Consider the following 23326-nt stretch of genomic DNA (forward strand, 5'->3'; position numbering starts at 1 on the left):
CACGCCCCGCTGCCTACTCCGGGACGGCCCCGGCGGCTACTCCCATTCCGTCGCGGGCCTGCGCAAGACGACCAGGGAACGTCCCACCGCCTGCACCTTCCCGCCCGCCGGGGTGTGCGTGCGCAGGGACTCCCCGGTGGCGGCGGTGTCCACCACCAGCTCCCAGTCCGCGCCCCACTCCAGGGCGGGCAGCATGAAGGTGATGGGCTCATGGTGCGCGTTGAGCAGCACCAGCAAGGTGTCCCCCACGATGCGGTGGCCCTCGTCGTCCGGCGTGGCGATGGCGTCCCCGCCCAGCAGGAAGGCCAGGGAGCGCACATAGGGCTTCTCCCAGTCCTCGCGCTTCATCTCCTTGCCGTCCGGCCGGAACCACGCCAGGTCCTTCAGCTCGCTGTCCCAGATGTGGGCCCCGCGGAAGAAGCGGCGCTTGGACAGCACCGGCTGCTCGCGGCGCAGCTTGATGATGCGGGAGGTGAAGTCCAACAGCTGGCGCTGCTTCTCGTTGAGCTCCCAGTTCACCCACGACAGCTCGTTGTCCTGGCAGTAGGCGTTGTTGTTGCCCTTCTGCGTGCGGCCCATCTCGTCCCCCGCGACGAGCATGGGCACGCCCTGCGACAGGAAGAGGGACGCCAGGAAGTTGCGCTTCTGCTGCTCGCGCAGCGCGTTCACCTTGGGGTCGTTCGTCTCCCCCTCCACGCCGCAGTTCCAGGCGTGGTTGTCATTGGCGCCGTCGCGGTTCTCCTCGCCGTTGGCCTCGTTGTGCTTCTGGCTGTACGTCACCAGGTCGTGCAGCGTGAAGCCGTCATGCGCGGTGACGAAGTTCACGCTCGCCGTGGGCTTGCGGCCGGACAGCGCAAACAGGTCCGAGCTGCCGGTGAGGCGCGAGCCGATCTCCGCCGCCTGCCGGTCGTCGCCCTTCCAGTAGCGGCGCATGGTGTCGCGGTACTTGCCGTTCCACTCGCTCCACAGCACCGGGAAGTTGCCCACCTGGTAGCCGTAGTCCCCCACGTCCCACGGCTCCGCGATGAGCTTCACGCGGCTCAGGACCGGGTCCTGGTGGAGGATCTGGAAGAAGGCCGCGCGGGTGTCGTAGCCGTGCCTGTCTCTTCCCAGCGTCGTCGCCAGGTCGAAGCGGAAGCCGTCCACGTGCATCACTTCGACCCAGTAGCGCAGGCTGTCCGCGATGAGCTTCAGCGCGTACGGGTGCGTGGCGTTCCACGAGTTGCCGCACCCGGTGAAGTCCATGAAGTAGCGCGGGTCCTTCTCACTGAGCCGGTAGTACGCGCCGGCGTCCAGCCCCTTGAAGGACAGCGTGGGCCCCAGGTGGTTGCCCTCGCAGGTGTGGTTGTAGACCACGTCGAGGATGACCTCGATGCCCGCGCGGTGCAGCAGCTTCACCATCCCCTTGAACTCCGCCACCTGCTCGCCCAGCGAGCCCGACGCGCAGTAGCGCGCGTCCGGAGCGAAGAAGCCCAGCGTGTTGTAGCCCCAGTAGTTGGAGCGCCCCTTCTGGGTGAGGAACGGCTCGTCCATGAAGGCGTGGATGGGGAGCAATTCCACGCTCGTCACGCCCACCTTCTTCAGGTGTTCGATGGAGGCCGGGTGCGCCAGGCCCGCGTACGTGCCGCGCAGGTGCTCCGGCATGCGCGGGTTCAGCTTGGAGAAGCCCTTGACGTGCAGCTCGTAGAGGACCGTCTTGTGCCAGGGAATCTCCGGGCGCTTGTCGCCCTCCCAGTCGAACCCGTCCGACAGGATGACCGCCTTGGGCACGCCCCAGGCGTCGTCCTGCGTGTCCATGACGAGGTCCTCCTCCTTGCCCCCGTGCACGTACCCGTGGATGGGCGCCTTGGGGTCCACCTGCCCGTGCAGCGCGCGGGCGTAGGGGTCCACCAGGAGCTTGTGCGGGTTGAAGCGCAGGCCCTTCTTCGGTTCATACGGACCGTGAACCCGCAGGCCGTACAGACAGCCGGCGTGCACGCCCGGCATGTAGCCATGCCAGACGTGGTTCGTGGTCTCCAGCAACGGGAAGCGGCGCGTCTCCTTCTTGGGGTCGGCGGGGTCGAAGAGACAGACCTCCACCTTCTTCGCGTGCTCACTGAAGACGGCGAAGTTGACGCCCTTCCCGTCATACGTGGCGCCCAGGGGAAACGGCTTCCCTGGAAGCACCTCGGCCCTTCTCATCCAGTGCTCCTCTCCAGCAGCACCACCGGGAACTCCGCGAGGAGCGGCCCCAGGGCCAGCCCCACGCCTCCCGGCCCCTGCTGGGGACGGACGGTGTTCCCGGTGAAGACATTGCGGAACATCATGCCCGCATATGCCTCCGGAAGGTTCAGGAACGTACCGTCATACGCCTGCGCCAGCCCCCCGGACTCCAGCGCCTCCAGGGTGTAACGCGGCGCGCAGGCGATGAGCACGCTGTCACCGTGCGTGCGCGCGAAGCCGACCGCCGCGGGCGAGCGCGGCCCGGACAGCTCCAGCGCCTCGTAGCCGCCCCCGCGGAAGAGGTCCGCGTACTTCTGGCGCAGCCGCAGCGACTCCGCCAGGACGAAGAGCTTCACCTGCCCGTCGTCCATGTCCCGGGTCAGCCGGGCGCACAGGGTGGGCCGGTCCTTCGCCGCCGCGTCGTCCAGCGCCGTGAGCAGCCGCTCGCGCAGGGCGTAGTCCACCGGCCGGCGGTTGTCCGGGTCCACCAGCGACAGGTCCCACAGCTCGCAGCCCTGGTACGTGTCCACCACGCCGGGCGAGGCCAGCTTCAAGAGCAGCTGCCCCAGCGCGTTGTGCTGGCCCGCGCGCTCGATGCGGCGCTTGAAGGCCTTCACGTCATCCAGGAAGGCCTGGCCCCTGGCGGGGTCGAAGCAGGCGTCCACGAACTGCGCCACCGCGTCGTCGTAGGCGCCGTCCGGGTTGGTCCACGACGTGCGGACCTTGGCCTCCTTGATGGCCTTGCCCATGTACTCGCGCACGCGGCGGTGGAACTCCCGGAGCTCGGCCTGGGGCACCGCTTCGCCCATGGGCCACGCGCCCACCACCGTCTGGAAGAAGAGGTAGACGTCGTTGGACGACGGCGCGGGCCCCGAGGACAGGTGGCTGACGAAGGGCCGGGTGAGGTCCGCCCAGGCGCGCACCTTCTCCCGCCAGACCTCCGGCAGCTCCGTGAGCACGTTGATGCGCGCGCGCACGTCCTCGCTGCGCTTGGTGTCGTGGGTGCTGGAGGTGAGCATGCTCGCCGGCCAGCGCTCCGCGCGCTCCTGGTTGCGAAGGTGGAAGGTGGTGGCGCGCATGCCGAAGTGCTCCGGCTCGCCGCCCACCTCGTTGAGGCTCACCAGCCGGTTGTAGATGTAGAAGACGGTGTCCTCCAGGCCCTTGGCCATCACGGGGCCCGTCACCTGCTGCAGCTTCATCGCGAAGCGCAGCATGACGGCCTTCTCGTCGTCCCCCACGTGCTCCGGGTAGCGGCCCAGGAGGATGTCGCGCAGGAAGTCGAAGATGGAGGCGTTGGTCGTGGTGTTGCGCTCCTTGGCGCGCTGGAGGGTCCACTCGATGTACTGCACGTCGCGCACGTCCAGCTCCGCGCGCCAGCCGTCCACGTAGGTGCGGTACACGGGGAACAGCGCGATGAACTCCACCAGCGCGCGCCTCAGGCTGTTGAGCGTGAAGTCGCGCGTGCGGCGGTTCATCTCCGAGATGCGGTTGAGCTCGTGCGCCAGCACGTTGATTTCGCTGGCCATGCTCACGCGCATGATGAGCAGCTTCTTCTGGTACACCAGCTCCGCGAAGTCCTGCGTGCCGCCCGCGAAGCGCTCGTACGTCTCCGTCAGGTGCGCCTCCGCGGCCGGGTGCACGAACAGGCCGCTCACCGCGTTGGCGAAGCGGTAGCCGGTGGTGCCGTGCACCGCCCACGCGTCCGGGATGCGCTCGCGGCCGCCCTGAATCTTCTCCACCGCCACGAAGAGCGCCTTGCGCAGCGGGCTGTCCGGCGTGTCCATCACCTCGCGCCGCCACTTCGCGCGCAACAGCGCCTCCACCTCCGGCCACCGCGCGTCCTCCCCCTCCTTCTTCCCGGCGTCGAAGCGCGCCCGCGCCCGCTCCACGAAGAAGCGCTCCTGCAGGTCCAGGAAGTAGGCGGTGGGGTCGAAGAGGCCGTCCGGGTGGTCGATGCGCAGGCCCGTGACGCGCCCCTCGCGCAGCCACTCGAAGATGCGCTGGTGCGCTTCCAGGAAGACGTCCGGGTCCTCCACGCGGATGGCGGCCAGGCCGTTGATGTCGAAGAAGCGGCGGTAGTTGATCTCCTCGCCCGCCACGCGCCAGTGCGCCAGCCGGTAGCTGCAGTTCTGCAACAGCGTGTCCAAGAGGTCGAAGGAGCGCACGTTGCCGGGCGTGCCGTTGAACACCCGGAGGTTCTCCTCCACGTACGCCGCCAGCTCCGCGCTGTCCGCCACCACCGCGCCCAGCCGCCGCTTGATGACCTCCTTCTCCCGGTGCCGCTCAATCACCTTCGCCGTGCTCACCTCCGTGCGCGGCGGCAGGTGGTCCAGGGCCGTCAGGATGGAGAGCAGTTCCACCAGGTGCGGCGACTCCGCGCCCAGCTGCTTCTCCAACCGCTCGAGGCCGTGCTTGAGGATGGTGGCGTACTGGCGCGGCGCCACCGGCAGCCGGTGGTCGTAGTAGTGCAGGTAGAAGGCGCCGGAGTCGTAGGACAGCTTCAGCTCGCCGCGCTCCAGCACGATGCCGTACTGGTCCCCCAGGATGGGCAGCAGCACCTTGTCCGCCAGTTCGTCCTTCACCGGCTGCCAGTCCACGTCGAAGAACTTCGCGTAGACGGACGACGGGCCGTTCTCCAGCACGTCCAGCCACAGGCGGTTGTCCCGCTCGATGCCCATGTGGTTGGGCACCACGTCCAGCACCTGCCCCAGGCCGTGCTCGCGCAGGGCGTCACAGAGGGCCGCGTGGTCCTCGGGCGTGCCCACCTCCGGGTTGAGCCGTTGGTGGTCCACGCAGTCATAGCCGTGGGTGCTGCCGGGCGTGGCCTTGAGGTAGGGCGACGCGTAGAAGTCGCTCACGCCCAGCTTCGCCAGGTACGGCACCAGCGCCTTCGCCTGCTGGAAGGTGAAGCCCTGGTGCAGCTGCATCCGGTAGGTGGACAGCGGCGTGACGCGGCGCGATTGCAGCTCGCGTTGGACCTGGCTGAACAGGTCGTCCGCCTGGGCCTCCACCGTCGTGTGCGTGCCATCCGCGTCCGCCAGCCGCGCGGAACGCTCCCCTGCCTCAAGACCGTCGTGGAACATGGGCCCCAGAGGTAGGCCCGACGCGGCGCGTCCGCCAGCGGGCAGATGCGCCTTAGCCCCCTTTTCAACGCTCCGGACGAGCGGCTGTCAGAGGGGGAAAAAGCGGAGGGCCCGTCGCGCGCGATGCGTGACGAGCCCCCAGGGTCCTTCGGGCGACCGGCGACGGCCCCGACGGGCCCTGCACCGTTCAGCTCAGGTGCTTGTTCACCAGCGCGGTCATCTCGAACATGGTGACGTTCTTCTTGCCGCCGAAGATGGGCTTCAGCTTGTCGTCGGCGTTGATCTGGCGCTTGTTCTTCGCGTCCTGGAGGTTGTTCTTCTTGATGTAGTCCCAGATCTTGCTGACCACCGCGGTGCGGGGCAGCGCCTTGGAACCGACGATCGCCGCCAGCTCAGCGGAGGGCGTCATCTCCTTCATGAACGCAGCGTTGGGCTTACGGCCCGCGGCCTTCTTGGCGGCAGGGGCCTTCTTCGCGGCAGCAGGGGCAGACTTCTTCGCAGCGGCTTTCTTGGCGGCCATTCGTCTTGTGTCTCCTCCCCTCCGAAGGGGACGTTGCACGGCGTGCTTGCATCTTCAAGCTAGAGCCGATGGCGCGTAGTAGCACGGCCTAGAGCGAAAAACAGCGTCCATCGCGCGCTTTTTCCCTCTGGGCCCCCTCGGAGCAATGGATTCGGAGGCTAGAACTCGGCCCCGCAGCGCATTCTTCTCTCGGGAATGGAAGCCTCGCGACGCGTCCGGAGCGCCAGAAACCGGCTCCGGAGGCCGTTTTCCCTCGGGGATTGTGCCTCGGAACGCGTCCGGAGGCGGAAAGTCGGCATCCGGAGCCTCCCGCCCCTCTAGGACGACCCTGCCCGTTTCGACGGTGGACGGGATGTGGCTTTTCGGATGAAACAGCACCCATGAATGCCCTCATCACTGGCGCCGGTGGCTTCCTGGGGACCTGGCTCGCTCGCGCACTGGTTGCGCGCGGCGACCGGGTTTCATGCCTGTTGCGCCCCACCACGGACACCCGCGAGCTGGAAAAGGCCCTGGAAGGCCACCCCTGGACGCGGGTGGTGGGCGACGTGACGGACCCCGCCTCCCTGGCCAGCGCGGTGAAGGGCGTGGACGTCGTCTTCCACCTGGCCGGCATCCGCCGCGCCGCGCTGCGCGACGAGTTCATGCGCGTCAACGCGGAAGGCACCCGCTTCATCTGCGAGGCCATGGCCGCCCTGCCCCAGCCCCGTCCCCGCCTGGTGATGTGCGGCTCCCTGGCCTCCCACGGCCCCTCCACCCCGGAGCGCCCCCACGTGGAGGAGGACGCCTTCCATCCCCATGAGTGGTACGGCGAGAGCAAGGCGGAGGGTGAGCGCATCGCGTTCTCCTTCCAGGACCGGCTGCCGGTGACGGTGATCCGCCCGCCCCGCATCCTGGGGCCCGGGGACCGGGAAAACCTGACCTTCTTCAAGCTGGGGAAGAAGGGCATCCGGCTGGAGCTGTCCGGAGGCCCCCGCCCCCTGTCCCTGGTGGACGTGGAGGACGTGGTGGACCTGCTGCTCGTCCTGGCCCAGAAGCCGGAGGCCCTGGGCGAGGCGTTCTTCTGCGCGGGCCCGGAGCGGCTGACCCTGGAGGAGATGCAGGACCTGGGCGCCAGGGCCCTGGGCTTCCAGACGCGCACCTGGCGGCTGTCCCCGGCGGTGCTGACCGCCCTGGCCACGGCGGCGGACGGGGTGACCCGGCTGACGGGCCGGAAACTCCCCCTCAACCGGAAATTGGCGAGGCAGCTCCTGGCCCCGGCCTGGACCTGCTCCGGGGCCAAGGCCGAGCGCCTGCTGGGCTTCCGGCCGCGCCGAGGGCTGGCGGAGTCCATCACTCGCAGTGGTGAATGGTATCGCGCGCAGGGCTGGTTATAGCCCCATGCGCCCAAAGGGCCGGCCCCCCACCCCGGCCCTTCCGCTTTCGTTGACCACACCCCCTCCAGGATGGGAGGAAGCCCGACCGCCCATGCCCCCCAAAGTGCCCGCCAAAGCAGCCTTCTTCGACGTCGACGGGACGCTGGTCCGGACGAACATCGTCCACGTCTATGCCTATTACGCGACGAACCGGGGCTCGCTCCGGGGCATCGCGGGCCGCACCCTGGGCACCGCCCTGGGTCTGCCGGTGTTCGGCATCCTGGATGCCGTCAACCGCAAGGCCTTCAACGAGTTCTTCTACCGGTACTACTCCGGCCTCAGCGAGGACCGGCTCGTCACCATCGCGGAGGACATGTTCGAGGACGTCCTCAAGCCCGCCCTGTACGAGCAGACGCAGGACCTCATCGACGAGGCGCGTCGTGCCGGCTGCCGCATCGTGCTCGTCACGGGTGCGCTGGACTTCACCATGCGCCCGCTGGCCCGGCACCTGGGCTGCGACGACGTCATCGCCAACAAGATGCAGTTCGTGGGCGGCAAGGCCACCGGCAAGGTGATTCCGCCCATCATCGAAGGCGCCAACAAGGCCAACGCCATCCGCGCCTACTGCGAGCGCGAGGGCCTGGCCCTCAACCAGTGCCACGGCTACTCGGACAGCGCCTCCGACTACGCCATGCTCGCCGTGGTGGGACGGCCCACCGCGGTGAACCCGGACCTGCGGCTGCGCTCGCTCGCGCGCGCGTACAACTGGCCCATCCTGGACCTGAAGTAGTCCCCCACCCCTTTCGCCGCCCCCTTCATCCATGCGCCCGCTCAAGACGCTCCAGAAGCTGTACGACGAGGAAAGCCAGGTGGTCATCACGGAGAAGGGCAGCCCCCCGCGGGCGCTCTTCTACGGTGAGGGCTTCCTCCAGGAAGACCTGCCCGTGGGCACCCGGGTCATCTTCCCCCGCCCCCCGCTGGAGGGCGTGCCCAACGTGAAGGCCGCCATCCGCTGGGCCATCAACCACCCGGAGGGCATGGACCCGCTGCACGCGCTACTCAAGCCCGGCATGCGGCTGACGTGCGTCATCGACGACATCAGCGTCCCGCTGCCGCCCATGGTCACCCCGGACGTGCGCCAGTCCATCCTGGAGGTGGTGCTGGAGCTGTGCGCGGACTCCGGCGTGGATGACGTGCACCTGGTCATCGCCAACGCGCTGCACCGCCGGATGACCGAAGGCGAGATGAAGCGCATGGTGGGCGAGAAGATCTTCGACGCCTACTACCCGGACCGCTACTACAACCACGACGCGGAAGACCCGGACGGGATGACGGAGCTGGAGCGCACCAGCCACAACGAAGTGGTGGCGGTGAACCGGCGCGTCGCGGAGAGCGACCTCATCGTCTACGTGAACATCAACTTCGTGCCCATGAACGGCGGGCACAAGTCCATGGGCACGGGCGTGACGAACTACGCGTCGCTGCGCCACCACCACAACCCGAAGACCATCCGCGAGTCGGACTCCTACATGGAGCCGAAGGCGAGCGCGCTCTACACGAAGAACTCGCGCATCGGCACGGTCATCGACAACACGCTGAAGGTCTTCCACATCGAGACCACGCTGAACAACCGCATGTTCGGCGCGCCCACGGACTTCCTGGCGAAGAAGGAAGAGGACTACACGGAAGCCGACCGGCTGAAGTTCCAGGCCCTGCGCTTCACGCTGTCCAAGCTGCCCCGCGCGGCGGCGCGCAAGGTGCTCAACGCCATCCCCGCGCCCTATGACGTGACGGGCGTGTTCGCGGGGGCCACGGAGCCCACGCACGCCAAGACGCTGGAGCAGAGCTGGAAGCAGTACGTGGTGCCGGTGGAGGGGCAGAGCGACATCGTCATCTTCCCCATCCCGTTCGTCAGCCCCTACAGCGTCAACTCCATCCTCAACCCGCTGCTCGTGCAGGTGATGGGGCTTGGGTACTTCTACAACCTCAACCGGGGCGTGCCGCTGGTGAAGAAGGGGGGCGTGCTCATCCTCCTGCACCCGGCCTACGACGAGTTCGACCCCGTGCAGCACCCCAGCTACATCGAGTTCTTCCACCGGCTGCTGCCGGAGACGCGGGACTCCATGAAGCTGGAGCACAAGTACGAGAAGGAGTTCGCGGAGAACCCCAGCTACGTGCACCTGTACCGCAAGGGCAACGCCTACCACGGCGTGCACCCCTTCTACATGTGGTACTGGGGCGAGAATGGCCGCCAGCACGTAGGCAAGGTCATCGTCGCGGGCGCGGAGAACAACCACGTCCCGGCCCTGCTCGGCTGGGACCGCACCGACACCCTCTCCGAGGCGATTGAAGAGGCGCGCGGCTTCATGGGGCGCTCGGCGTCCATCAGCCTGCTGCGCATCGCGCCCACGGTGATGGTGGACGTGAAGTGAAAGGGTCGCACACGGACATGGCCACGCTCCCCCCGCTGGACGTCACCCAGGTCTTCACTGGCAAGCGCATCGTCTTCGTCGGCACCACCGGCTTCGTGGGCAAGGTGACGCTGTCGATGCTGCTCTCCCACTACGGCGACGTGCTGGACCGGGTCTACGTCATCGTGCGCAAGGGCAGCGCCGCGTCCGCGGAGCGCCGCTTCTTCGACAAGGTGGCGCCCAGCGAGCCCTTCCAGCCGCTGCGCGACCGCCTGGGCGACGAAGGCGCCATGGCGTTCATCCAGGCGAAGTGCACCATCCTGGATGGCGACATCACCGACCCCCTGGTGGGCCTGGAGGAGGCGCAGGTCGCTTCGCTCACCGGGCAGGTGCACGCCATCGTCAACTGCGCGGGCCTGGTCTCCTTCAACCCGTCGCTGGAGGTGGGCCTCAACGTCAACACCCACGGCGTGAAGAACGCGGTGGAGCTGGCGCTGCGCTGGTCCGTGCCGCTCATCCACATGTCCACCGCGTTCGTGGTGGGCAACCGCAGCGGGCTCGTCTTCGAGGACGAGCCGGTGCTGGGCTACTTCCCCAAGCACGAGGAGATGGACGGGCGCGACTTCAGCCTGGAGCAGGAGCTGGCGGACGCGGAGAAGATCGTCGCCCGCCTGCGCGAACAGGCGGATGACAAGGCGCTCACCTCCCTCTTCCGGCAGAAGGCGCTGGACCGCCTGGAGGAGGAGGGCCGCGACGCCACGGATGAGAAGACGCTGCGACTGGCCGTGGGCCGCGAGCGCAAGCTGTGGCTGTCCGGCGAGCTGGTCCGCGCGGGCATGGAGCGCGCGCAGCACTGGGGCTGGCCCAACACGTACACGTACGCCAAGCACCTGGGCGAACAGGTGATGGCCGGGACGCCGGGGCTTCGCTACTCCATCGTGCGGCCCTCCATCGTGGAGAGCGCGGCGCACTTCCCCTTCCCCGGCTGGAACGAGGGCTTCACCACGTCCGCGCCGCTGGCGTACGCGGGCATCAAGGGCCAGCGCGGCATCCCCGCGGGCGACCACGCCATCCTGGACATCATCCCGGTGGACCAGGTGGCGGGCGCCACGCTGGGCATCACCGCGCACGCGATGCAGGTGGAGGAGCGCCGCGTCTACAACCTGGCGTCCGGGGACGTGAACCCGTTCCTCGCCAGCCGCTCCGTGGAGCTGGTGGGCCTGTACCGCCGCCGCTACTACCGCAACCGCGAGACGGGCAACTCGCTGGTCAACTCGCTGCGCTCGCGCATCGAGCCGCAGCCGGTGAGCAAGCAGGAGTTCCAACTGCTCAGCGCGCCCATGCTGGCGAAGGGCGCGAAGTTCCTGAAGAAGGCCATGGAAGAGGTCCGGCCCGCGTGGGGCGCGCCCCGCGTGCAGGCGATGATGGACAAGGCCCGCGTCGCGCTGGACGAGGTGGAGTCCCAGGCGGGCAGCCTGGGCGGCCTCATCGAGCTGTTCCTCCCCTTCCTCTGGGAGAACCGCTACGTCTTCCGCTGCGACAACACGCGCTCCGTCTACGAGCGCATGGTGCCGGCGGACCGCGCGAAGATCGACTGGGCACCGGACCGCATCGACTGGCGCGAGTACTTCCTGGGCACGCACCTGCCCGGCCTGGAGAAGTGGGTGTTCCCGGGCCTGGACGAGGAGCGCGAGAAGCGCACCGCCATCCCCGCGCACCGCGACCTCTTGGAGCTGTTCGAGGCCACCGTGCACGCGTACCGCCACCGGGTGGCGTTCCGCATGGCCGCGGGGGAGAAGGAGGAGCGCTTCACCTTCGGCGAGGTGCACCGCTACGCGGCCCGCGTGGGCAGCTACCTCATGGCCCAGGGCATCAAGCGCGGCGACCGCGTCCTGCTGGTGTCGGAGAACCGGCCGGAGTGGGCCATCAGCTACTTCGGCATCCTGCGCGCCGGCGGCACCGCCGTGCCGGTGGACCCCTCGCTCACCGAAGCGGAGGTGGTCAACATCGCGAAGCGCGCGGCGGCCAAGCAGTGCCTGGTGTCCGAGCAGGCCGCGGAGGACTTCCCCGGCCTCTTCGCCGCGCTGGGTGAAGGCGTGGGCGTGGCGAGCCTCGCGGAGGCCATGACGGGTGACCCGGCGTATCCGGACCGCATTGGCCCCGTGAAGAAGTCCGCCGCCGCGGACGACGTGGCGAGCGTCATCTTCACCTCCGGCACCACCGGCACGCCCAAGGGCGTGATGCTCACCCACCGCAACTTCGCGGCGCTGGTGGCGAAGCTGGCGGGCGCGTTCGACGTGGGCGTGGGCGACGGCGTGCTGTCCGTGCTGCCCCTGCACCACACCTTTGAATTCTCCGCCGGCTTCCTCACGCCGTTCATGCGCGGCGCGGAAATCACGTACATCGACGAGCTCACGTCGGACCGGCTGGGCGACGTCTTCGAGACGGGCCGCGTGACGGCGATGATTGGCGTGCCCGCGCTCTGGCAGCTGTTGCACCGCAAGATTACCCAGGAGATGGCCGCGCAGCCGCCGCTGGTGGAGCAGGCGCTCAAGGCGCTGATGGCGGCCAACGGGGAGCTGCGCAACCGCAGCTCGCTCAACCTGGGCAAGCTGTTGTTCTGGCCGGTGCACCGCAAGTTCGGCGGCCGGGTGAAGGTGCTGGTGTCCGGCGGCTCCGCGCTGTCGGAGGAAGTGCACCAGGCCTTCCACGAGCTGGGCTTCACCATGCGCGAGGGCTACGGCCTCACGGAGGCCGCGCCGGTGCTGGCGGTGTCCGAGGCCACCAACAAGCGCGTGAAGGGCACGGTGGGCAAGGCGCTGCCGGGCATCGAGTTCAAGATCCAGAACCCGGACAACGACGGCATTGGCGAGGTGCTGGCCAAGGGCCCGAACGTGATGGCGGGCTACTTCGGGGACCGCGAGGCCACCGAGGCCGTGGTGAAGGACGGCTGGCTGCACACCGGCGACCTGGGCCGCATGGACGACGAGGGCCGCCTGTACCTCATGGGCCGCGCCAAGGACGTCATCGTCGACGCCAACGGCAAGAATGTTTACCCGGACGAGCTGGAGGAGCTGTACCAGGAGCACGCGCACATCAAGGAGCTGTCCATCGTCGGCCTGCCGGACGAGGCCGGCGGCGAAAAGGTGGCGTGCCTGTGCGTGCCGGACTTCAAGGACCGCCCGCGTGAAGAGGTCCGCCACGAGCTGGAGGAGCACTTCCGCAAGGTGAGCGCGGGCATGCCCTTCTACCGGCGCGTGAAGGTGCTGCGCTTCTGGGACGGCGAGCTGCCGCGCACCTCCACCCGCAAGGTGAAGCGCAAGCGCGTGGTGGAGGAGCTCCAGCGGCTGGACCGCGTGGCGGCCAGCGCGGGCCGCGTGAAGGAGAAGGCGCAGGCGGCGCCCACCACGGGCGGCGTGTCGGACTGGCTCTATCCGCTCATCGCGGAGGTCTGCCACCGCCCGGCGTCGGACGTGCGGGCGGACGCGCAGCTCATTGGCGATTTGGGCTTCGACTCGCTGATGCTCACGGAGATGTCCGTGGCGCTGGAGGGCGCGGGCGTGCCGCTGCCCGCCATCGAAGACCTGACGCAGGTGCAGACGGTGGAGGACCTGCGCAAGCTGGTGGTGGCCTCCGGACGCCGGCCGTCGCAGGAGACGCGCGCGCGCGACATCAAGAAGGAAGCAGAGCGCGCGGAAGAGGCGGAGATTCCGGTGCCGGAGTCGGTGTCCGCGCTGGGCCGGCAGCTCCTGTCCTTCGGGCAGAAGGTGCTCTACGGCGGCGTCTTCGACGTGAAGGTGACGGGCAAGACGTTCATCCCGCAGAACCGCAACTTCCTCGTCATCGCCAACCACGCCAGCCACCTGGACGCGGGCCTGGTGCGCGTGGTGCTGGGTGACCAGGGCGAGCGGCTGGTGTCGCTGGCCGCGCGCGACTACTTCTTCGACACGCCGCTCAAGCGCGCGTGGTTCGAGAACTTCACCAACCTCATCCCCATCGACCGGCAGGGCAGCCTGCGCGAGTCGCTGCGGGTGGCGGGCGAGGCGCTCCGGCAGGGCTTCAACGTCCTCATCTTCCCGGAGGGCACGCGCTCCACGACGGGTGAGCTGATGGAGTTCAAGCCGACGCTGGGCTACCTGTCGCTCACCTACGGGGTGGACGTGCTGCCGCTGTACATCCACGGCGCGTACGAAGCGCTGCCCAAGGGCTCCATGTTCCCGAAGACGAAGGAGCTGGAGGTGCACGTGGGCCCGGCGCTGGAGTACGCGTCGCTGAAGGCCCGGGTGCAGGGCATGGCGCGCTCGGAGGGCTACCGCTACGTGACGCACATCGCGGAGGAGGCGGTGCGCGCGCTGAGGGCGGGCAAGGTGATGGACCTGGAGCAGGTGGGCGCGGACCGGGAATTCACCCCGCCCGCCCGGGCCCTGCCGGAAGGGAAGGACGCGTGAAGCTGCTTGTCACCGGAGGCACGGGATTCCTGGGCACGCACCTGGTGCCCAAGCTGGTCGCCGCGGGCCACGACGTGCGCCTCATCGCGCGCTCGAAGCCGTCAGGCCCCGCGTTCGCGAAGACGGAAGTGCAACAGGGCGACCTCAAGGACCGGGACGCCGTGCGCCGCGCGCTGGAGGGCGTGGACGCCGTCTACCACCTGGCGGGGCTCGTCTCCTTCCAGAACAAGGACGCGCGGCGGATGTACGAGCTGCACGTGGACTGCACGCGCGAGCTTCTGCGCGACGTGCGCGAAGCGGGCGTGAAGCGCGTCATCCTGGGCTCCACCTCCGGCACCATCGCGGTGTCGAAGGACGACCGCGTGGGCACGGAGGACGACGACTACCCCATCACCACCGTGGCCCACTGGCCCTACTACCTGTCCAAGATCTACGAGGAGAAGCTGGCGCTGGAGTACTGCCGCAAGCACTCCATCCCGCTGGTGGTGCTCAACCCCAGCCTGCTGATGGGCCCCGGGGATGACCGCCTGTCCTCCACGTGGACGGTGGTGAAGTTCCTCAACCGGGAGATTCCGTCCATGCCCGGGGGCGGCATCTCCTTCGTGGACGCGCGCGACGCGGCGGAGGCCTTCCTCCAGGCGCTCACCCGGGGCGAGGTGTACGGCCGCCACCTGATGGGCGTGAACATGGCCATGCCGGACTTCTTCGACCGGCTCCAGCGCCTCACCGGCGTGCCCGCCCCGCGCATGAAGCTGCCGCGCGAGGTGAACATCTGGGGCGGCAAGCTGCTGGAGCAGCTCGCGAAGCTGCGCGGTGTCACGTCCAAGCTCGACCCGCAGGAGGTGGAGATTGGCGAGCACTTCTTCTACCTGGAGCCCGCCAAGGCCGAGCGCGAGCTGGGCTTCAAGGCGCGCGACGTCCACGAGACGCTGCTCGACACCGTGCAGTACATCTATTCGAAGATGCCGCCCGGGAACCTGCCCGGCACCCGCGGCCGGCTGGCCGAGACGCGCGAAGGCACCTGATGTGGGAGTGAGGCGCGGGCGGGTCCTACGGATTCGCCGCGCCGTGCACCCGGCCGCCGCTCACGCGCTCCACGAGCCGGGCGGCTTTCGGGTCGGTGTCCTTCTGGTGCCACACCCAGGCGGCGCCCAGGAAGGCCACGCCCAACAGGACGAGGATGAGCCGGGCCAGGAAGGACGGGCCTGAGCCTTCGTCCGCCATGGCCTTCAGCCCACCACGCGGTTGCGGCCGGACTTCTTGGCCTTGTAGAGGTTCGCGTCCGCCACCTTGATGAACTGGGACGGCTCCGACATCTCCGAGGCCACCTCCGCCACGCCGATGGAGATGGTGACAGGGATCTCCTTGTCCTCGAAGGCGAAGCGCTTGTCCTCCACCAGCTTGCGGATCTTCTCCGCGAACACGCGCGCCTTGTCCGGCCCGTCCTCCGGCATGACGATGGCGAACTCCTCGCCGCCGTAGCGCGCGAAGCACTGTTCGCGCCGGACGAGCTTCTTGATGGACTGGGCCATTTCGCGCAGCACGTAGTCGCCGGCCAGGTGGCCGTGGACGTCGTTGATCTGCTTGAAGTGGTCGATGTCGAACATCATCAACGACAGCGTGCGCTGGTACCGGTGCGAGCGGCCCATCTCCCGCTCCAGGTACTCCACGAAGTAGCGCTTGTTGTTGATGCCGGTGAGACCGTCCGCGATGGTCAGCGTGTAGATGGTCTCGTGGTACTGGGTCTCGATGTTGTCGCCATCGAGGAACTTGAAGATGGAGCCTCCCACCTTCACCAGGTCCCCGCTGCGCAGGGGCTGCGCCTGGAGCACCTCCCGGTCGTTCAGGTAGGTGCCGTTGGTGGACTGGAGGTCCTCCACGTACGTCTTGCCCTGACGGGTCCAGATGCGCGCGTGGCGGCGCGACACGTTGTCCAGGTCCACCACGATGTGGTTGTGCTGATCCCGGCCAATGGTGAACTCGGACTCCTCCAGCACGTACTTCTTGCCCAGCTCCGGTCCGTGGATCTGCACGAGGCAGCACTCGGTGCCACGCTCGGGACCGGGGGTGAGGCTGGAGATCTTGGTGACTCGCGTTTGGTCGCCAGACATCGCCCGGCCACGCTAGCACGCAAGGTCCGGGGAAGCCACGCAAGCCAAGAGGACGCACGGGGTTGCGCCCCTCCTCCTACATGGCGCGAAACTGAAAGGTCGCTTTCCGCCCATCCACCCCGCCCGGTTGGGCACTCAACGGAAGGGCTTGCGGGGGCCGCACGGCCATTGTGGGCCACCGGCCGGGGGCTAACGTGGCCGGCACCTATGTCAAAGCTGCTGGCCATGATTCTGGCGGGAGGCGCGGGCACGCGCCTGGAGCCCCTGACCCGTGAGCGCGCGAAGCCCGCGGTGCCGTTCGGTGGGCGCTACCGCATCATCGACTTCGTCCTCTCCAACTTCGCCAACTCCGGCGTGTACCGGATGAAGGTGCTGACCCAGTACAAGAGCGACTCGCTCAACAACCACCTGTCTCGCGCGTGGCGCATGACGGCGTTCCTGGGCCACTACGTGGAGGCGGTGCCCGCGCAGATGCGCACCGGCGTGGACTGGTACAAGGGCAGCGCGGACGCCATCTACCAGAACCTCAACATCATCACGGACGAGGAGCCGGACCACATCTTCGTCTTCGGCGCGGACCACGTGTACCGGATGGACACGCGCAAGATGCTGGACTTCCACATCGAGCGGAAGGCCGCGTGCACGGTGGCCGCCATCCCCGTCCCCATCGAGCAGGGGCGCGAGTTCGGCATCATCGACGTGGGGCCGGACGGGCGGATGCTCCAGTTCCTGGAGAAGCCCAAGGACCCGCCGCCCATGCCGGGCAACCCGAAGATGTGCCTGGCCTCCATGGGCAACTACCTCTTCACCACGGACACGCTGGTGAAGGAGGTGGTGCGCGACGCGGCGGACGAGAAGAGCGCGCACGACTTCGGCAAGTCCATCATCAGCGAGCTGTACAAGCACGAGCCCGTGTACGTGTACGACTTCGCCCAGAACACGGTGGCCGGCCAGGAGGAGAAGGAGCGCGGCTACTGGCGGGACGTGGGGAACATCGACGTGTACTACCAGTCCAACATGGACCTGGTGGAGGTGGACCCGACGTTCAACCTCTACAACGACCGCTGGCCCATCCACACGCAGCCCAACAACTTCCCGCCGGCGAAGTTCGTCTTCGCGGACCGGGAGAGCAAGCGCGTGGGCACCGCCACGGATTCGCTCATCGCGGAGGGCTGCATCATCTCCGGCGGCCACGTGCACCGCTCCGTGCTGTCGCCGAAGGTGCGGGTGAACTCCTATTCGGAGGTGGAGGACTCCATCCTCTTCGAGAACGTCACCATCGGCCGCCGCTGCCGCATCAAGCGGGCCATCATCGACAAGAACGTGGAGATTCCGCCCGGGATGACCATTGGCTACGACCCGGTGGAGGACAAGCGCCGCTTCCACGTCACGTCCGGCGGCGTCGTCGTCATCCCCAAGGGGATGAAGGTCACCTGACCGTTTTCGCCAGGTGCCTTCAAGCCGCGGGCGCTCCCGGAATCCTCCGGGGCGCCCGCTTTCTTTTTCGCTTCAGCGGAACGCGGCCTTCACGTCCGGCCGGTTGAGCACGATGAGCGACCAGATGCCCGGCACGAGCGACAGGCAGGAGCACGGGCCGCAGCACGGGATGCAGCAGAGGATGGCCGCCGCCATGGACCAGCCGTAGCTCTGGAGGTTCTTCATCTTCCAGGCGCCGAAGGCCACCAGCGCGTTGAACACCAGCCCGGGCACGGTCGTCACCACGCGTCCCATGGGGGACAAAATCCACGTGACGGCGTCCTTCCACTGCTGGGGGATGTCCGGGTTGCTGAAGAAGTTCGCCATCTGGGGAGCGCTCGTCGGCGTCACCATGCTCACCAGCGAGTACAGGAAGGTGAGGCCCGCCATCACCAGCATCAGGATGGCGGGGATGGACAGGTCCTGGGCGGCCTTCGCGCGCGAGGGGTTGAAGTCCGGCGCGGGGGGAATGTCGTGGGTCTCGTCCATGGCGTGAGGGTCAGGCCGGCTGGCGCATGGCCGCGACGGGGCGCTTCTCGAAGGCGGCGAGCGTGGTGGCGATCTCCTGGTTCACCTGCCGCAGCATGTCCTGCTTCTCCCGGAACGGGAGGAAGGCGCTCTTGAAGCCGGACACGATGACGGTGGTGAGGTCCTCCAGCGACAGGCCCAGGTTGCGGTGGGCCAGCCACAGCTCCTTCGTCACGGTGGTGTCGGTGATGAGGCGGTTGTCCGTGTTGATGGTCACCCGCAGGCCGTAGTCGAAGTAGAACTTGAGCGGGTGGGACTCCAGCGAGGACACCGCGCCCGTCTGGACGTTGGAGGACGGGCAGACCTCCATGGGGATGCGGTGGTCGTTGACGTAGTTGAGCAGGTCCCCGTCCTCGCGCAGCCGGGTGCCATGGCCGATGCGGTGCGCGCCCAGCGAGTGGATGGCCTGGGAGATGGACTCCGGGCCGTAGGCCTCACCGGCGTGGGCGGTGCAGTTGACGTTGTTCTTGAGGATGAGGCGGAAGGCGTCCAGGTGGTCCTTGGCGGGGAAGCTGGCCTCCGCGCCCGCCAGGTCGAAGCCCACGACGCCGCGGTTCTTGTACGCCACGGACAGCTCCGCCAGGCGCATGGACGTCTGCGGGTTGATGTGGCGGATGCCGCAGACGATGACGGCGCACTTGATGCCCGTCTCCTTCTTGGCGGCGCGCAGGCCCTCCAGCACGGAGTCGATGACGGTGGTCATCTTCAGGCCCTTCTGCAGGTGCAGCGCGGGCGAGTAGCGCACCTCCAGCCAGCGCACGTTCTCCGCGGCGGCGTCCACCGCCAGCTCGTAGGCGGCGCGGTAGAGGGACTCCGCGGTCTGGAGGACGGAGAGCGTCACGTCGAACGCGACGAGGTACTCCTCCAGGCTCTTGCACACCTGGCCCATGTGGATGGCCTTGGCCAGGCCGTCCTCGGTGTCGGCCATGAGCTTGATCTTCTGCTGCTCGGCCAGCTCCAGGATGGTCTTCAGCCGCATGGACCCGTCCAGGTGGCAGTGCAGGTCCGTCTTGGGGAGCGCGTGGAGCAGCTCCTCCGTCACCGCCAGCGTGGGGGGCGGGGTGATGTCCGTGCGCCGGGCGGATGAAGGGATGCCGGTGGCGTTGGGGGTTTCGTCTTCACGAATCGTGGGCATGGTCGAAGTTCCTCGCTTGCGTCATCCTCCCCCAAACCATGCCGTCCGCCGCCTGTCCACGCCTGCCCCTGGTGACCTGCCTGACGTTGACGCTGGCGGTCATGGCGTGCCAGCGCTCGCCGGTGGAAGCGGCCTTCCGGTACTCCAGTGATGCGTCCTCCCGGACGGGGCTCACGGCCCTCCAGGACGGGGTGCTGCTGGGCAACGAGGCGGGCAAGGTGGTGCGCCTGGACCGGGAGGGCCGGCCGGTGTGGACCGCCCGACTGGACCGGGAGGTGGCGGTGGCCCCCGCCCTGGCCGCGGAGAGCGTCGTCGTGGGGACGGTGGTGGGCGAGGTGGCCTGTCTGTCGCTGACGGACGGCAAGGAGCGCTGGCGCCTGGGAGGCGAGCCGCCCGTGCTGACACCGCCCGTGGTGGACGACGCGGGACACTCCGTCTTCCTGGTGGCGCCGGACGGCGCGGTGCGCGCCCTGGCGGTGGACTCCGGGCAGGAGCGCTGGAAGCGGCCGGCGCCCAGGGCGTCCACGGCGGCGGAATCCTTGGAGCCACTGCCTTCCGTGGCCCCCGGGGTCCGGCCAGCGCCGGTGCTGGTGGGGGACGTGCTGGTGGTGCCGCTCGGCTCCGGGCTGTGGGCGCTGGACGCCCGGAGCGGGGAGCCCCGCTGGTCGCGGCCGGTGACGGACGTGGTGGGGCTGGATTCGGAGCGCGACACGGTGTTCGTGGCCACGCGGCCGGGCCAGGTGCTGGCGCTGTCGGTGAAGGACGGGAGCACGCGCTGGGAGCAGCGCTTCGCGGACGGGGTGACGGGGCCGCCCGCGCGGGCGCTGGGCGCGCTGTGGGTGGGCGCGGGCCCGTCCTCGCTGGTGGGGCTGTCCACCTCGGAGGGCCGGGAGGTGGCGCGGGTGGCGCTGCCCTCGCCGCTGGTGGGCCGGGTGCAGGTAGGGCTGGAGGACCTGCTGCTGGTGCCCACGTCCGGCCACGAGGGCCAACTGGTCGCGCTCAAGGCGCCGGGCTGGACGCCCGCGTTCACGGTGCGGGCGGACACGCCGCTGCGCACGCGGCCGGTGGTGCGCGGGCCGCTGGTGTTCGTGCTGGGGTTGGACGGCCGGGTGCTGGCGTGGCGCCTGCGGGTGCCGCCGCCCCGCTGAGCGCTCAGGCGCCGGAGCCGGTGGGCGCGTCCGCGCTCGCGGGGTTCGTGGACTCCACGTAGTCCAGGTCGCGGTGGAAGGTCTCCGCCAGCCGCGCCAGGGCGACGAGCGCCAGGAGGAAGCACACCGCGCCCACGGCCAGCGCCGCGTGCGCCACGCCCAGGGAGCCCTTGAGCTGGCCGAAGGCGGTGGCGGCGATGACCGCGGAGCCGCGCACGAAGTTGGGCACGGACGTGGCCACGGTGGCGCGGATGTTGGTGCCGAACTGCTCGGCGGCCATGGTGATGAGCACCGCCCAGTAGCCCACGCTCAGGCCAATGAGGAAGGTCAGCGCGTAGATGAGCGCCGGGGTGAGACCCGGCATGAGCCCGTACACGAGCACCAGCGCGAACCAGACGCACAGGCTGAAGCCCACGGCGCGCTTGCGGCTCTGGAGCCACTGGCTCAGCAGGCCGGAGGACAGGTCCCCCAGCGTCAGGCCCACGCTGCCGAAGAGGATGGCGTCGCCGGCGGTCACCGTGCCCTGCACGTGGAGGCCCGCCGTCAATTCCGGGGCGAAGACGAAGAGGATGCCGGTGGTGAAGTAGATGGGCACGCCCACGAGGATGCAGCCCAGATACTTGGAGAAGCGTCCGCCCGTGAGGAGCAGGAGCGGGTTCCCCTTCGCGGGGCCGGCCTTGTGGGTGAAGAGGGCGGACTCGGACACCTTGAAGCGCGTGAAGAGGAGCAGGAGGCCCAGCACGCCGCCCGTCACGTAGGCCATCTTCCAGGGCAGGTGCTGCCCGACGAGCGCCGCGACGACGATGCCCAGCATGCCCAGCGTGGCGACGACGGTGGTGCCCAGGCCGCGCTTCTCCCTGGGCAGGGACTCCGCGACCAGCGTGATGGCCGCGCCCAGCTCGCCCGCCAGGCCCAGGCCCCCGAGGAAGCGGCACGCGGCGTAGCTGTTCACATCCCAGACGAAGGGGTTGAGCAGGTTGGCCGCCGAGTACAGGAGGATGGAGCCGAACATCACGGACAGCCGCCCCCGCTTGTCCCCGAGCAGGCCCCAGAAGAGGCCGCCCACCATCATCCCCGCCATCTGCGCGTTGTAGATGAACAGGCCCTTCTGGAAGATGTCCGAAGGGTCCGTGAGCCCCAGGTCCTTCAGCGACGCGACCCGCACCACGCCGAAGAGCGTGATGTCGAAGAGGTCCACGAAGTAGCCCAGGCCCGCCACGAGGACGGTGAGGTTCAGGACCGAACGCAGTTCCCGGAGGCGGTTCATGGCGCGTGATTAGGGGGCGTTCCCGCGCCGGGAGCAAGCGTCACATGACGGCCCGCCTGCCCTGGCGCCGCCGGGCTCCGCCGTCCTAGAGGCGCAGCACCAGGTACAGCGTGGACTCCGCCGGGATGTTGTAATCCGACAGCGTCTTGCCGTCCGCCAGCTGTTTCTGGTCGAAGATGAGGCGCTGCTGGTCGGGCGGGACGCCCTCCTTGTCCTGGATCTTCACCTTGACGTTCTCGATGGTGTCGCCCGGCTCCACCTCCAATTCGATGGTCTTCCCGGTCAGGGTCGTCACGAAGATTTGCATGTTTGCCTCCAGGCCAGCGATGTCTGGCGTTGAGACAAGACTCCGCGCTGCGTGAAACACAGACATCCCGCCCCCGGAGACAGTCGTCCCTGCACCGGAGCGCGGGGATGGGATGCGCCGGGTCCGGGGTGACGGGCGAGGGTGGCCTCCGCCCTCCCGCCGTCCCCTCCGGTGCGTGACAGGCAATCCACACCGTGGGGAGCTTCCAGAAGAATTCCCTGGAAGGTAGGTTTTACTGCATGTCCGTGTTGGAGGCCGTGGCGTGGCAGCGCGTGGTGGTGCTGGCCCTGGTGCTGGGCCCGTGGGGCCCCGCGTGGGCGGCCGAGTCATGGCGGGCGGTGGCGCGCGTGGCCACCGCCGAGGACCGCGCACTGCTGGAGCGGGTGCGGGGGCAGAGCAGCGACCTGCCGGTGGTGCTGGAGCCGGAGGCGGGTCCGTCCATGGACTCGGGCTCCGATGGCGCGTGGCGTGAGGCGGAGCGGCTGGCTTCACGGAAGGACGCTCGCGCGGTGTTGTGGTTCACGCGCGCTGGGGTGGAGCTGCGGGTGTCGGTGGCGGCTCCGCGCACGGGACACCTGTTCGTGCGGAGCGCTCGGGTGGAAGGGGCGCCGGAGACGCTGACGTGGTCCGTGGGCGCGGAGGCGCTGGCGTTGGCGGTGCGCTCGGCGCTGCGCGCGGTGGACGCGGGCGAACCGCTGGGGGAAGTGGTCGCGCCCCCTCCCCCGCCTCCCGTGGTGGTGGCGCCGCCTCCCCCCGCTGCTCCGGCGCCGGTGGTCGAGGCGCCGGTGGCTCCGGCGGACGGGGCCTTCATCCAGGTGGGCGTACACGCGGCGCTGGACGGCTATCACCCCTGGGGACAGCAGGGGCTGTCCGTGGGGGCGGGATGGGCGGGCCGGGTGCCGCGCCTTCGCGCGCAGGTGCTGGCGGCGCTGCCGGTGCACCTTCAGGACGCGTACGCGGACATCCGCCTCATGCAGGGCTCCGCGCTGGTGTGGGCGGACGTGCCCTTCGTGAAGGCGGGCGCGTGGGAGGGCACGGTGGGCCTGGGGGCCGGGGTCGCGGGCTTCTGGCGGCGCACGGAGGCCCGGGCCTCGGAGGTGGAGCCCACGCCGTCCCGGATGCTCGCGGCCTTCGTCGTGGGGCCGGCGGTGCGCGTGGCGTGGCGGTGGGGGCCGGCGCTCGCGTTGGAGGCGGCGCTGTCGGGAGAGGTGCTCCTGGGCCGGCCCCGGCTGGGGTACGCGGTGGATGGCGCCTTCATGCTCCGGGAGGACGGTGCGTCCGTGCGCCCCCGACTGGAAGTGGGGATGGTGATTTTTCCGTGAGCACCGATGACCCGAT

At 69.0% G+C, this 23326-nt stretch carries 17 protein-coding genes; 8 read left to right on the forward strand and 9 right to left on the reverse strand.

Annotated features, from left to right (window positions below):
* Nucleotides 1–36: 36 nt before the first annotated feature.
* The 3 genes from glgX to JYJ93_RS35125 form a co-directional block, all read right to left on the reverse strand.
* On the reverse strand, nt 37–2181 hold the full coding sequence (gene glgX / locus JYJ93_RS35115; protein WP_206798873.1) for a glycogen debranching protein GlgX: 2145 nt from the start codon (nt 2179–2181) through the stop codon (nt 37–39).
* Complete coding sequence (gene treY / locus JYJ93_RS35120) at nt 2178–5285, reverse strand: malto-oligosyltrehalose synthase (RefSeq protein WP_206798874.1); 3108 nt, start codon at nt 5283–5285, stop codon at nt 2178–2180. The genes glgX and treY overlap by 4 nt, the downstream gene beginning before the upstream one ends.
* 187 nt (nt 5286–5472) lie before the next feature.
* Nucleotides 5473–5805 carry an SWIB/MDM2 domain-containing protein gene (locus tag JYJ93_RS35125; protein WP_014394388.1) on the reverse strand — a complete coding sequence of 111 codons (333 nt, stop codon included), beginning with the start codon at nt 5803–5805 and terminating at the stop codon, nt 5473–5475.
* Nucleotides 5806–6185: 380 nt separating this feature from the next.
* On the opposite strand from JYJ93_RS35125, the gene JYJ93_RS35130 reads away from it, so the two are divergent.
* The 5 genes from JYJ93_RS35130 to JYJ93_RS35150 all read left to right on the forward strand — a co-directional run bounded on the left by JYJ93_RS35130 (nt 6186) and on the right by JYJ93_RS35150 (nt 15041).
* A complete protein-coding gene (locus JYJ93_RS35130) occupies nt 6186–7178 on the forward strand; it encodes an NAD-dependent epimerase/dehydratase family protein (protein ID WP_206798875.1) in 993 nt (330 codons plus the stop codon).
* Nucleotides 7179–7281: 103 nt separating this feature from the next.
* Nucleotides 7282–7947: an HAD family hydrolase gene (locus JYJ93_RS35135; RefSeq protein WP_120527701.1), complete on the forward strand. Its 666-nt coding sequence runs from the start codon at nt 7282–7284 to the stop codon at nt 7945–7947.
* A gap of 31 nt (nt 7948–7978) precedes the next feature.
* A complete protein-coding gene (locus tag JYJ93_RS35140; RefSeq protein ID WP_120527700.1) occupies nt 7979–9589 on the forward strand; it encodes a lactate racemase domain-containing protein in 1611 nt (536 codons plus the stop codon).
* A gap of 17 nt (nt 9590–9606) precedes the next feature.
* On the forward strand, nt 9607–14016 hold the full coding sequence (locus JYJ93_RS35145) for an AMP-binding protein (protein WP_206798876.1): 4410 nt from the start codon (nt 9607–9609) through the stop codon (nt 14014–14016).
* A complete protein-coding gene (locus tag JYJ93_RS35150) occupies nt 14013–15041 on the forward strand; it encodes an NAD-dependent epimerase/dehydratase family protein (protein WP_206798877.1) in 1029 nt (342 codons plus the stop codon). The genes JYJ93_RS35145 and JYJ93_RS35150 overlap by 4 nt, the downstream gene beginning before the upstream one ends.
* 25 nt (nt 15042–15066) lie before the next feature.
* Here JYJ93_RS35150 and JYJ93_RS35155 read toward each other — a convergent pair whose 3' ends face one another.
* Together JYJ93_RS35155 and JYJ93_RS35160 are read right to left on the reverse strand one after the other, a co-directional pair.
* Nucleotides 15067–15240 (reverse strand): hypothetical protein, encoded by a 174-nt coding sequence (locus JYJ93_RS35155; RefSeq protein ID WP_242544045.1) that lies wholly within the window; start codon nt 15238–15240, stop codon nt 15067–15069.
* A gap of 5 nt (nt 15241–15245) precedes the next feature.
* Nucleotides 15246–16127, reverse strand: coding sequence for a GGDEF domain-containing protein (locus JYJ93_RS35160; protein ID WP_206798878.1), 882 nt, complete (start codon nt 16125–16127; stop codon nt 15246–15248).
* Between the two features lie 207 nt (nt 16128–16334).
* On the opposite strand from JYJ93_RS35160, the gene glgC reads away from it, so the two are divergent.
* Nucleotides 16335–17564 carry a glucose-1-phosphate adenylyltransferase gene (glgC, locus tag JYJ93_RS35165; RefSeq protein WP_206798883.1) on the forward strand — a complete coding sequence of 410 codons (1230 nt, stop codon included), beginning with the start codon at nt 16335–16337 and terminating at the stop codon, nt 17562–17564.
* Between the two features lie 72 nt (nt 17565–17636).
* Here glgC and JYJ93_RS35170 read toward each other — a convergent pair whose 3' ends face one another.
* Nucleotides 17637–18092, reverse strand: a complete 456-nt coding sequence (locus JYJ93_RS35170) for a hypothetical protein (protein WP_206798885.1) — start codon at nt 18090–18092, stop codon at nt 17637–17639.
* A 10-nt stretch (nt 18093–18102) separates the two neighbouring features.
* Nucleotides 18103–19266 (reverse strand): adenosine deaminase, encoded by a 1164-nt coding sequence (gene add, locus JYJ93_RS35175; RefSeq protein WP_206798887.1) that lies wholly within the window; start codon nt 19264–19266, stop codon nt 18103–18105.
* 86 nt (nt 19267–19352) lie between these two features.
* On the opposite strand from add, the gene JYJ93_RS35180 reads away from it, so the two are divergent.
* The gene (locus JYJ93_RS35180; RefSeq protein ID WP_242544046.1) at nt 19353–20414 is read left to right on the forward strand and encodes a PQQ-binding-like beta-propeller repeat protein; all 1062 of its coding nucleotides are present in this window, start codon (nt 19353–19355) and stop codon (nt 20412–20414) included.
* Between the two features lie 4 nt (nt 20415–20418).
* Here JYJ93_RS35180 and JYJ93_RS35185 read toward each other — a convergent pair whose 3' ends face one another.
* Complete coding sequence (locus JYJ93_RS35185; RefSeq protein WP_206798891.1) at nt 20419–21681, reverse strand: MFS transporter; 1263 nt, start codon at nt 21679–21681, stop codon at nt 20419–20421.
* Nucleotides 21682–21766: 85 nt separating this feature from the next.
* Nucleotides 21767–21988 (reverse strand): ubiquitin-like protein, encoded by a 222-nt coding sequence (locus tag JYJ93_RS35190; protein ID WP_206798893.1) that lies wholly within the window; start codon nt 21986–21988, stop codon nt 21767–21769.
* A gap of 239 nt (nt 21989–22227) precedes the next feature.
* Between JYJ93_RS35190 and JYJ93_RS35195 the strand changes: the two genes are divergently transcribed.
* Nucleotides 22228–23310: a hypothetical protein gene (locus JYJ93_RS35195; RefSeq protein WP_242544047.1), complete on the forward strand. Its 1083-nt coding sequence runs from the start codon at nt 22228–22230 to the stop codon at nt 23308–23310.
* The last annotated feature ends 16 nt before the right edge of the window (nt 23311–23326 follow it).

Source organism: Corallococcus sp. NCSPR001 (genome assembly GCF_017309135.1).
In the GTDB taxonomy this organism is placed as follows: domain Bacteria; phylum Myxococcota; class Myxococcia; order Myxococcales; family Myxococcaceae; genus Corallococcus.

Excerpts from the sequence above, each read along its gene's own strand:
- glgC (WP_206798883.1), top strand. The coding sequence starts at position 16,335 with ATGTCAAAGCTGCTGGCCATGATTCTGGCGGGAGGCGCGGGCACGCGC.
- JYJ93_RS35160 (WP_206798878.1), bottom strand. The coding sequence starts at position 16,127 with ATGTCTGGCGACCAAACGCGAGTCACCAAGATCTCCAGCCTCACCCCC.
- JYJ93_RS35190 (WP_206798893.1), bottom strand. The coding sequence starts at position 21,988 with ATGCAAATCTTCGTGACGACCCTGACCGGGAAGACCATCGAATTGGAG.
- JYJ93_RS35140 (WP_120527700.1), top strand. The coding sequence starts at position 7,979 with ATGCGCCCGCTCAAGACGCTCCAGAAGCTGTACGACGAGGAAAGCCAG.
- add (WP_206798887.1), bottom strand. The coding sequence starts at position 19,266 with ATGCCCACGATTCGTGAAGACGAAACCCCCAACGCCACCGGCATCCCT.
- JYJ93_RS35185 (WP_206798891.1), bottom strand. The coding sequence starts at position 21,681 with ATGAACCGCCTCCGGGAACTGCGTTCGGTCCTGAACCTCACCGTCCTC.
- treY (WP_206798874.1), bottom strand. The coding sequence starts at position 5,285 with ATGTTCCACGACGGTCTTGAGGCAGGGGAGCGTTCCGCGCGGCTGGCG.
- JYJ93_RS35155 (WP_242544045.1), bottom strand. The coding sequence starts at position 15,240 with ATGGCGGACGAAGGCTCAGGCCCGTCCTTCCTGGCCCGGCTCATCCTC.
- JYJ93_RS35130 (WP_206798875.1), top strand. The coding sequence starts at position 6,186 with ATGAATGCCCTCATCACTGGCGCCGGTGGCTTCCTGGGGACCTGGCTC.
- JYJ93_RS35170 (WP_206798885.1), bottom strand. The coding sequence starts at position 18,092 with ATGGACGAGACCCACGACATTCCCCCCGCGCCGGACTTCAACCCCTCG.
- JYJ93_RS35195 (WP_242544047.1), top strand. The coding sequence starts at position 22,228 with ATGTCCGTGTTGGAGGCCGTGGCGTGGCAGCGCGTGGTGGTGCTGGCC.
- JYJ93_RS35125 (WP_014394388.1), bottom strand. The coding sequence starts at position 5,805 with ATGGCCGCCAAGAAAGCCGCTGCGAAGAAGTCTGCCCCTGCTGCCGCG.
- JYJ93_RS35145 (WP_206798876.1), top strand. The coding sequence starts at position 9,607 with ATGGCCACGCTCCCCCCGCTGGACGTCACCCAGGTCTTCACTGGCAAG.
- glgX (WP_206798873.1), bottom strand. The coding sequence starts at position 2,181 with ATGAGAAGGGCCGAGGTGCTTCCAGGGAAGCCGTTTCCCCTGGGCGCC.